The following is a 10,274-nucleotide window of genomic DNA, read 5'->3' on the forward strand; positions in this document are numbered from 1 at the left end:
CTCCTCGGGGACGGCATCCATCTCCGGTTCTGCGTTGGCAGTAAAGGCCACCGCGAGCAGGATCGGGACAATTCGGAAATGAGCGTGGGTTGCGAATAGCATGGGATTCCTCCAAAACGAGACTCACAAATACCCGGCAATTCGATTGCCGATCTCAATACATGGATCGAAGAAGCGCATTGGGGTCAGACATGGATAAAACACGGAGCGTCGTCGTGTCGGGGCAATCATTTAGCAGATCCGCGAAAACCCGGCCAAGAACCCCGCAGCTTGTAAATCGGGGGGGACCCCGGAGCGCCGAGCGTATAAGGCCGCGCGCAGCCTGCTAGAATCCCCCGCCATGACGGTTGCAGCATTGGTAGTGGCGGCGGGGCGCGGGGAGCGGTTGGGGAGAGAACTCCCAAAGGCCTACGTCGAGTTGGTGGGCCAGACCCTGCTCGAGCGATCCCTGGCCGCGATGGATCGGGCGCTGGAAATCGACATCGTGCAACCGGTGATCGGCGCCGACGATGTCGAGCGCTTTGCTGGACTGGGGCTCGGGCCGAGTCCCAAGCGGCTCGATCCTGTCATCGGAGGGGCTGTGCGGCAGGATTCGGTTGCGGCGGGCCTGGCGGCGTTGCCGGAGTCGGTGGAATGGGTCGCCGTGCACGATGCGGCGCGTTGTTTGATTGCGCTGGAGGACATTTCGCGGGTGATCGCTGAGGCAAAAAAACACGGCGCGGCGCTGCTCGCGGTGCCCGCTCGGGACACCATCAAACGAGTGAGAGACGGGGCGGTGGTCGAAACCCCCGATCGACACGAGTGTTGGTCGGCTCAGACACCGCAGGTATTCCGCTATGACGTGCTCCGGGAGGCGCTCGACAAGGCTCGGGCCGACGGGTTCGCGGGAACCGACGACGCCCAGCTGGTCGAACGACTCGGAATCCCGGTGCGAGTGGTGAGTGGAAGTATTCGCAATATCAAGATTACTCTGCCTGAAGACCTCGCTCTTGCCGAGAGCTGGTTGAAGGCCGAGAGCTGGCTAGCGGCCGAGAGCGGATTGGCTGGGGAGGAAAGCCGATGAACCCCAAAATTGGACAGGGATTTGACGCACACAAACTCGTGTCGGACCGGCGACTGGTCCTCGGCGGAGTCGAGATTCCGTTCGATCGCGGGCTCGAAGGCCACTCCGACGGGGACGTTCTGCTCCACGCCGTTTGTGACGCCATCCTGGGCGCCATGGGGGAGGGGGATCTCGGTCGACACTTTCCTTCTTCCGACGAAAGTCTGCGCGGGATCGACAGCGCAATTCTGCTCGAACGGGTCGTAGAAATGATGCGCGAGCGAAGCCTCGAGTTGGGGAACCTCGACGCCACCTTGATTGCCCAGGTGCCACGGCTCGCTCCTCACCAGGCGGAAATTCAAAAGAACCTGGCATCCCTGCTGGGCAGCCCACAGACTTGCATCAATTTGAAGGTGACGAGCACCGATCATCTCGGCGCTCTGGGAAGAGAAGAAGGAATGGCGGCGCTGGTTGTCGTGTTGCTCGTAGCGAGGGGGGGGGAGTGGCGCCGGTGAGTGAGATCGTCTTTTACAATACGCGAACGCGGAAGAAAGAAAAATTTGTTCCGCTCGTGCCGGGCAAGGTGGGGATCTACACCTGTGGCCCCACGGTCTACGGCCCCTCGCATATTGGCAACCTGCGCTCGCAACTCGTCCCCGATCTGCTCAAGCGGTTTCTCCGCAGCGAAGGCTTCGCGGTGACCCACGTGGTCAACATCACCGACGTTGGACACCTGGTCTCCGACTCGGACGAAGGCGAAGACAAAATGGAACTGGCGGCCCAGCGCGCCGGCCAGACCGCGGAGCAAATCGCCAACAAGTGGACCGAACTCTGGCACGCAGACCGCATGCGTTTGAACTGCCAGGAGCTCGATTTCAACCCCAAGGCCACCGATCACATCGAAGAGCAGATCGCGCTCGCCAAGACTCTCGACCAGAAGGGCTTTCTATACCGACTCGAGGACGGCATCTATTTCGATATCTCAAAGTTTCCTCGCTACGCCGATCTGGCCAAGCTCGATCTCGAGGGGCAGGGCGCAGTGCAACGCATCGACAAAGTCGAAGGCAAACGCCATCCCGCAGATTTCGGCATCTGGAAGTTTGCCAAGGAGGGAGTGAAGCGACTTCAGGAGTGGGATTCGCCCTGGGGTCGGGGCTTCCCCGGCTGGCATCTCGAGTGTTCGGCCATGAGCAGCAAGTATCTCGGCGAGCGCTTCGACATTCATACCGGCGGTATTGATCTGGCGACCGTGCATCACACCAACGAGGTTGCACAAAGTGAATGCGCCTTTGGAATCGAGCCCTGGGTGAGTGTCTGGATCCACAACGAATTCCTGGACTTCGGTGGAGAGAAGATGTCGAAATCCACGGGCAACGTGAAGGGCATCGACGATCTGGTCGATCGCGGGATTGAACCCCTGGCCTTTCGCTATTTCGTGCTCCAGGCTCACTATCGTCAGCAACAGACCTTCAACGACGAGGCGATCGAGTCGGCGGCAAAAGGGTATAGACGGCTGGTGAACGTCGTCGCGGGGCTGCGCGAAGAACAGGGGCAGGGCACGACCGAAGCCCAGGCGCCATATCGTGCGCGCTTTCGCGAAGCGCTGGCAGACGATCTCAACGCCCCCAAGGCGATGGCGGTCACCTGGGAGGTCGCGCGCAGCGACTCTCTTTCCCCCGCCGATCGGCGTGACCTGTTGCTGGACTTCGACGAGGTGCTCGGGCTGAATCTTGCGCACGCCACTGCGGCAGAAGAAGTTGCGGAAGTAGATCCGCGGATCGACAGGCTGTTGGTCGAGCGCGAAGCGGCTCGCAAGAACAAAGACTTTGCCACTTCAGATCGGATCCGGGACGAATTGGCGGCAGAGGGGATTGTGATCGTCGATTCGCCGGAAGGACCGCGCTGGAGCCGCAAGTGAGTGCGGCCGGAACAAGGGCGAGAATGCTGAGGGGCCTGGATGAGGGGATCCCGTTCGAGCTTGTTTCGGATTACAAGCCAGCGGGAGATCAGCCCGCCGCGATTGCTGAGTTGCTCGCCGGGATCGAGCGCGGCGATGCACATCAGACCTTGCTCGGGGTTACGGGCAGCGGCAAAACTTTCACGATTGCGTGCGTCGTGGAGGCGATCAATCGTCCCACCATCGTCATGTCTCCGAACAAGACCCTGGCCGCCCAGCTCTACGCGGAATTCAAGGGTCTCTTTCCCAACAACGCGGTCGAGTACTTTGTCTCCTACTACGACTACTACCAACCCGAAGCCTATATCGCGGCGAGCGATACCTACATCGAAAAAGATTCGTCGGTCAACGACGAGATCGACAAGCTGCGGCATTCCGCCACGCATTCGATCCTGACCCGCCGAGATACCCTGGTGGTGGCGAGCGTCTCCTGCATTTACGGACTTGGAGCGCCGGAAAACTACGGCAGCATGCACGCCTACCTCGAAACCGACATGCATCTGGTGCGCGACGACTTGCTGCGCAACCTGGTCGACCTGCTGTACACCAGAAACGATCACGACTTTCACCGGGGCACCTTTCGTGTGCGGGGCGATGTGGTCGAAATCTTTCCCCAGTATGAAGCCGAGCGGGCGATTCGGGTCGAGTTCTTCGGCGACGAAATTGAGAGTCTGGCCGAGATTGACCCCTTGCGTGGGAAGGTGCTGTCGCGACCCCAGCGTGTGATGATCTATCCGGCGAGTCACTACGTGGCCACGCGCACGCGCATCAAGCAGGCGATCGAAGGCATTCGCACCGAGTTGATGGAACGGTTGCAGCACTTCGAACGCGAGGGCAAGTTGCTCGAAGCCCAGCGCCTCGAACAACGCACGATGTACGACCTCGAGATGCTCGAGGAGATGGGCTTTTGTCACGGGGTCGAGAACTACTCTCGTTGGCTCGATGGTCGTTCCCAGGGCCAGACCCCGTACACCCTTTACGACTATCTCCCCGAGGACACCCTGGTGGTACTCGACGAGAGCCACATCACGATTCCACAGATCGGAGGCATGTACCGCGGAGACCGGGCCCGAAAAGAGACCCTGGTCGAATACGGCTGGCGGTTGCCGTCGGCCCTCGACAATCGCCCGATGCGATTTGATGAATGGCGCGAGCGGGCCAAGCAGACCATCTACGTGTCCGCGACCCCGGCCGAATACGAAATGGAGATTTGCCAGGGCGTGGTGACGGAACAGATCATCCGCCCCACTGGATTGATAGACCCCAAGATCGAAATCCGTCCGGCCAGTGGACAGGTTGACGATCTGCTCGAAGCGATCAGGCTGCGGGTGGAAAGGAAGGAACGCGTCCTCGTCACCACCTTGACCAAGAGAATGGCGGAAGAACTCACGGAGTACTACGCCGAGCTGGGGATTCGTATTCGCTATCTCCACAGCGACATCGCCACGATCGAGCGTATGGAGATCATTCGCGAGTTGCGAGAAGGCGGGTTTGACGTATTGGTGGGGATCAACCTGTTGCGCGAGGGGCTCGATATTCCGGAAGTTTCACTGGTGGCCATCCTCGACGCGGACAAAGAGGGCTTCCTGCGTTCGACCCGATCCTTGATCCAGACGATCGGCCGTGCGGCGCGCAATGCCAGGGGCGAAGTGATCCTCTATGCCGACAAGCGAACGGATTCGATCAAGCGCACGCTCGAAGAAACCGATCGTCGCCGCGCTGTGCAGGAAGAATACAACGCAGTGCACGGCATTACGCCCACGACCATTGCCAAGAAGATCACTAGCTTGCACGATTCGATCTGGGAGTCGGACTACGTGACGGTTCCGAAATCCGATCAATTGGCCGAGCCCCACGTTCCCGCCCACGAACTTCCAGTGCTCATCAAGGCCCTGCGCAGTGAAATGAAGGCCGCCGCCAAGGACCTCGAGTTCGAGCGAGCCGCGGATCTACGCGACCGCATCAACGAACTCGAGGAGCGGCGCTTGCGGTTCGGCTGATGCGGGGTGCGAGGAATGGCTGAGGAGAAGAGCAAGCTCGAAGAAAGCGCCGCGTCCCTGCCGACCGGCCCTGGGGTGTATCTGTTCAAAGCGTCCGACGGCCACGTTCTCTACGTCGGCAAAGCCCAGAACTTGCGAAGTCGAGTTCGCCAATATCTTTCCGGTGCAGACAGTCGCATGCGTATCCCGGCACTGGTGGAACGCGCCGCGGATGTCGACGTGCTGACGACCGAAAACGTAAAAGACGCGCTGCTGCTCGAAAATGAATTGATCAAGCAGTACAAGCCGCCCTTCAACGTGCGTTTGCGGGACGACAAGCAGTACCTCGCTCTGCGTCTCGATCCGAATGACGAATGGCCTCGCTTGCAAACGGTGCGAAAATTCCGCCGGGACAAGGCGGAGTACTTCGGGCCGTACACTTCGAGCATCGAACTCAAGAAGTCGCTGGGGGATCTGCGGCGGATCTTTCCGCTGCGGTCGTGCACCGACGCCGTGTTTCGAGACTACCGGCGCCGCGGACGACCCTGTATCGAATTCGAAATGAAACGATGTGCGGCTCCATGCTGCGATCGCATCGATGAAGCCGGCTACAACGAACTCGTGATGGGAACTCTGCTGTTCTTGCGCGGGCGCTCGGCCGAACTCATGAATTCTCTCAATGAGAGAATGGAGAAGGCTTCCGCGGAGGAAAACTTCGAAGAGGCGGCCCGGGTACGCGATCGCATCGCAGGGGTCGAACGCACCCTCGAACATCAACGCATCATCGTCGAGCAACCGGTTGACCGCGACGTCTTTGGTCTGGCACAAGAGGGCGGAGACGCCGTAATGCAGGTATTCCACGTGCGCGAAGGGCGGGTCATCGGCGCAGAAGACTTTGCATTCTCCGATTTACGCCTCGACCCCGGCGCGGTCGTGAGTTCGTTTCTCGGTCAGTACTACGGTGAAGAGTTCGGCCGTCGCATTCCCAGCGAGATATTGACACCGACCGCGGTAGAGGACGCTGAAGCGCTACTCGGCATGTTGTGCGATCGAGCCGAACGCCCGGTTCGCTTGAAGGCTCCAAAGCGCGGCGATCTCAAGACGCTCGTGCAGATGGCGATCGACAATGCCGAAGTGGCCCTCGAACGGCGCTTGCGCGCCCGCACCAGTGTAGAGGGCGCGCTCGAAGAAATCAGGAAACGCTGTGACTTGACCGCGCTGCCCCGACGTATCGAGTGCTACGACGTATCGAATCTGCAGGGGACCCTGGCTGTAGCGAGTCGAGTGGTCTTCGAAGACGGTGTTCCGGTGAAGTCGGACTATCGGCGTTACCGCATCCGACGTGCCCAGGCGGGTGACGACTACGATTGTCTGCGCGAGGTGTTGCAGCGCCGGATGTCACGGATTGTTCAGGAGCCGCTGCCCGATCTATTGATGGTGGACGGGGGCAGGGGACAGCTCGGGGTGCTGATTGTGGTGCTCGGCGACATCGGCCTGGAACTCGACACCCTGGGATTGTCAAAGGAACGCGATGGCGAGGGACCCAAAGCCCGTGTGAAGCGCGGCGGCGGGCTCAAGGCGGAGCGTATTTTCCGACCTGGGCGCGCCAACCCGATCATGCTGCATCCTGGTTCCCGGGGCTTGCTGCTACTACAGCGCGTGCGAGACGAATCCCATCGCTTCGCCATCGAATTTCAGCGCAAGCTGCGCAGCAAGGTCAACTTCACCTCGATCCTGCAAGAACTGCCCGGAATCGGTCCGGTGAAGCGAAAGGCGCTCCTCAAGGCGCTGGGTTCGCTCACGCGCATTCGCGAGGCCTCTCGAGAAGAGTTGGCCAACGTTCCGGGCGTTTCCGGGTCGGACGCCGAGATGATCTTTGATTTCTTTGCGGCGCTGCGGTCGCAGCCAGAACCCGGGCCGTAGCCCCGCCTACTTCACAATCGCGATGGGTTCCACGATGCCGGCATTCCGGCGGAAGTTGGCCAGGCGCTTGAGCATGCTGTCGCTTACTTCCTGACCACGCGCGGCGATCGTCATGCCAGCGGGGGTGTGATGTAGCAGATCCTGCCGGACGTTTTTCATTAGCTTAGCTTTTCCCTCAGCACCTCGTACGGTGTCTTTCCCTTGTGCGCCCCGTGCGGCCGGTCGTTGTTATAGAAGCGTTCCCAGACCGCCAACTTCTTCTCGAGGTCCACATCCCCCTTGTACGTGAGGAGCTGGTAGAACTCGTCCTTGTCGGTCCGGTGCGACCGCTCGACCTTTCCGTTCAGCTGTGGCGTTCGCGCTTTGATGTAGACGTGTTCCATGCCTTTGTCAGCGACATGCCAGTGGAAGAGCGCCTGGAACTCGTGGCCGCGATCCGTGCGGATCGTCTGGATCCGAAACGGGAACTTCTCCACGACGTAATCGATGAAGTCGATGGCACTTTTCTGGGTATGTCGCTTGTAGATCTTCAATGCGCGCACTCGAGTCGCATCGTCGATCGCCGTGTACTGGTATCGGCGCACCGAGCCACCTCGTTTCCTCTTCAAAGTCAGGAACTTGACGTCCACCTGGACGTGGTGGCCAGGGACCTGTTTCTCGTAGCGGTGCGTGTGTACCGCTCGCCGCCCCATACGATTCGGTAGTCGATTGAGGCCGTGCCGCTTGCAAACACGGTAGACCGTCGCGTCCGATGTCTTGATGCCGAGGTACCGCTCCAAGTACCAGACAATGCGTATCGGGCCCATGTGGTAGGTCCGGCGAAGGTGCAGGATCTTCTCCACCACCTCTTCCGGGGTCTTGTTTGGGTGATTGTGGGAGACGCGCATCCGACGCCTCAACCCCTCGTCGCCCGACTCTCGGTACCGATCTCGCCAAAGATAGAAGGTCGACCTCGCGATTCCGAAGCGCCGGCATGCGATCTTGATGTTGCCATTCCTCTCGGCGTACTCGATAACACGCTTCTTACGTCTGATTTCCCGCTGTTCTTCTGTCATCCAGATCCCCTCGGTCAGTGTCTGCCATTATCATGACAGGACTGTCCGGCTGGATCTGTAATTTCACAATCGCTCTACTGGACCTCGATCATTTCAAACACGTCAACGACCTTCACGGACACAACGCGGGGGATCAGGTATTGAAGATCGTTGCCGCTCGAATGCAGCGGCAACTACGCGATTACGACTCCGTGGTGCGTTGGGGAGGCGAAGAATTCTTGCTTGTTTTCCCCCATGCTTCGCTTGCTGACGCCCCGGCGATTGGCGAGCGCCTGTGCACGGCGCTGTCTCGAGAGCCCATGACGCTGGACTCCGGAACGGCCCTGGAAATTACCGCGAGCATCGGGCTGGCCTTCACCTTCCGCGAGCCGTCATTGAGTCCCACCGCCTTCATCGAGCGAGCCGACAAGGCACTTTATCGCGCCAAAGACGGTGGTCGCGACCAATACGTCGTCTCTGAGGAGCCATAGGAACAGGACCGGCGAGCAACCTGAGGAACCCCCAATTCCAAACTTGCGAACCTCGCCAGCTTTCCTATCCCTATGCTTTGGGCCCCAGCCACTTGATGAAAGAACAGGAGTTTCTCCTTGACTGCCTCCATGCTCGACCGCGCTCGTGAACTGAGAACCTTCATCGATGCCCAGGCGTCGAAGACCGAAAGTTCAGAACTCCCGAAAGAAACCGTCGACGCTCTGGTGGGAGCGGATCTGTTCGGTGTCCTGACTCCAAAGGAAGTCGGGGGCAGTGAATTATCAATTTGCGAATTGCTCGACGTCTTTGCAGAAGTCGCGCGCGCGGACGGGTCCGCGGGTTGGTGCCTGATGGCCGGGGCCTCCACCATTGGCTATTTCGGCGCCTACGCCGAAGAACCTGTCGTGAGTGAACTCTTCGCAGACGGTGTCCCCCTTGCGGCCGGGCAGTTTGCGCCCAACGGAACCGCGACGCCGGACGGCGGCGGTTTTCGAGTCAGCGGCAATTACCAGTTCGGGAGTGGCATGAGTTACGCGAAGTGGGCCGGAGCGGGGTTCCTGGTTCTCCCCGAAGCGGGTAGCGATGCCCCCGCGACCTATCTGTTCGGCATCACTCCTCGGGACAACATTGAAGTCAAGGGGAATTGGGATGTCTTGGGGCTCGTCAGCACTGCCAGCTACGACTATGCAATGGACGACGTCTACATACCCAAGGAGGCCACCTTCCTGTTTGCAGCGCCCACCCGAAGGCGAGGTGGCGAGATGTATGAAATTGGTGTGATCGGACTTACCGCGATCGGACACTCGGGCTTTGCGATCGGCGTGGTGCGTCGCGCGCTCGATGAACTGCGGTCCATCGCCAAGACCAAGGTGCGCATGGGCGCGACCACCAGCTTGAATGACAGCGAAAGATTCTTGCACGCCATTGGAACCCTGGAATCGCGCTACCACGCAGCGACAACGTGGGTGTATCAGATCTTTACCGAACTCGAGCAAGACGTGCGGAAAACCGGCAAGGTAAACCCAAAGCTATGCAACGTGGTGCGGCAAGCCACAGTCCACGTCAATCAGGAAGGAGCAAATATCGTACACGAAGCGTATCTGCTCGCCGGCACCACCGGCCTGCGCAACGGCCCGCTCCAGCGCTGTTTCCGCGACATCCACGCCGGCAGCCAACACTTCTTCGCGAGCCCGGCTTCCACCCTTGATTACGCGCGAGATCTGATGGCGGACACCCCGAGCGATGGGGTTGATGCTTAGGGGGTACCTGCAGGTGGCGATGGGTTGTTGCGGGGATTTTGGGGATGAGGCTTGGGGGTCTTGCTGTACTGAGGTTGGGTGCCATTTGGGCGAATGAGGGGAAGGGTGGTTGAGGGTGGTGAGTTCGTGCGGGGCGTGGCGGTGGCGCGGACAGTGGGTGAATGAAAGTTTACAGATTGCGGTTGTGTTTATTTTGTGTATCTGACGCATTATTGGGTTGAAAATGGCGATGGTTCCTGCTACAGTAGAGGCATGGCAGTAATCAAGCAGTTGGAACTCGCTGACTTCGTCATGCAGAAGCGCATGACCTCTGGGCATGGCGGGCCGCGCGAAGGGGCTGGGGCCAAGCGGGTTGGGCGGGGCCAGGTGCCTCATCGACAACGATCTAACTTCGATAAACTCACTCCCGCCCATGTGACGTTGCGTGTTGTAAAGGGGCTCTCGAACCTTCGGCAACGATCACTCGTGATGGAAGTTCGGAAGACATTCGTCCAGGGGTGTGAGCGCGGTGACTTTCGGTTGGTTGAGTATTCCATCCAGCACAATCATCTTCACATGATCGTTGAGGCCGAGTCTCGGGATGCCCTC

General features: G+C 59.8%; 10 protein-coding genes. 8 read left to right on the forward strand and 2 right to left on the reverse strand.

From position 1 onward, the window contains the following. Window positions 1–340 precede the first annotated feature (340 nt). The 5 genes from ispD to uvrC are packed head-to-tail and all read left to right on the forward strand — an operon-like array spanning window position 341 to window position 6,901. Window positions 341–1,063 (forward strand): 2-C-methyl-D-erythritol 4-phosphate cytidylyltransferase, encoded by a 723-nt coding sequence (gene ispD, locus IH881_18815; GenBank protein MCH7869753.1) that lies wholly within the window; start codon window positions 341–343, stop codon window positions 1,061–1,063. Continuing rightward, the gene (locus IH881_18820) at window positions 1,060–1,557 is read left to right on the forward strand and encodes a 2-C-methyl-D-erythritol 2,4-cyclodiphosphate synthase (protein ID MCH7869754.1); all 498 of its coding nucleotides are present in this window, start codon (window positions 1,060–1,062) and stop codon (window positions 1,555–1,557) included. Before ispD ends, IH881_18820 begins: the two co-directional genes overlap by 4 nt. Next, window positions 1,554–2,960, forward strand: a complete 1,407-nt coding sequence (locus IH881_18825) for a cysteine--tRNA ligase (GenBank protein ID MCH7869755.1) — start codon at window positions 1,554–1,556, stop codon at window positions 2,958–2,960. The genes IH881_18820 and IH881_18825 overlap by 4 nt, the downstream gene beginning before the upstream one ends. 23 nt (window positions 2,961–2,983) lie before the next feature. After that, window positions 2,984–4,999 carry an excinuclease ABC subunit UvrB gene (gene uvrB, locus IH881_18830; GenBank protein MCH7869756.1) on the forward strand — a complete coding sequence of 672 codons (2,016 nt, stop codon included), beginning with the start codon at window positions 2,984–2,986 and terminating at the stop codon, window positions 4,997–4,999. A gap of 15 nt (window positions 5,000–5,014) precedes the next feature. Further along, window positions 5,015–6,901, forward strand: a complete 1,887-nt coding sequence (gene uvrC / locus IH881_18835; protein ID MCH7869757.1) for an excinuclease ABC subunit UvrC — start codon at window positions 5,015–5,017, stop codon at window positions 6,899–6,901. Window positions 6,902–6,907: 6 nt separating this feature from the next. Here the strand turns inward: uvrC and IH881_18840 are convergent, their stop codons facing one another. Next, on the reverse strand, window positions 6,908–7,060 hold the full coding sequence (locus IH881_18840; GenBank protein ID MCH7869758.1) for a hypothetical protein: 153 nt from the start codon (window positions 7,058–7,060) through the stop codon (window positions 6,908–6,910). Next, window positions 7,060–7,956: an IS481 family transposase gene (locus tag IH881_18845; protein ID MCH7869759.1), complete on the reverse strand. Its 897-nt coding sequence runs from the start codon at window positions 7,954–7,956 to the stop codon at window positions 7,060–7,062. Before IH881_18845 ends, IH881_18840 begins: the two co-directional genes overlap by 1 nt. Window positions 7,957–7,988: 32 nt before the next feature. On the opposite strand from IH881_18845, the gene IH881_18850 reads away from it, so the two are divergent. The 3 genes from IH881_18850 to IH881_18860 form a co-directional block, all read left to right on the forward strand. Then, window positions 7,989–8,426: a GGDEF domain-containing protein gene (locus IH881_18850; protein ID MCH7869760.1), complete on the forward strand. Its 438-nt coding sequence runs from the start codon at window positions 7,989–7,991 to the stop codon at window positions 8,424–8,426. A gap of 117 nt (window positions 8,427–8,543) precedes the next feature. After that, a complete protein-coding gene (locus IH881_18855; GenBank protein ID MCH7869761.1) occupies window positions 8,544–9,686 on the forward strand; it encodes an acyl-CoA dehydrogenase family protein in 1,143 nt (380 codons plus the stop codon). 252 nt (window positions 9,687–9,938) lie between these two features. Continuing rightward, a partial coding sequence (locus IH881_18860; protein ID MCH7869762.1) for a hypothetical protein occupies window positions 9,939–10,274 on the forward strand: 336 nt, incomplete at its 3' end.

It is taken from the genome of Myxococcales bacterium, assembly GCA_022563535.1.
GTDB lineage: Bacteria > Myxococcota_A > UBA9160 > UBA9160 > UBA4427 > DUBZ01.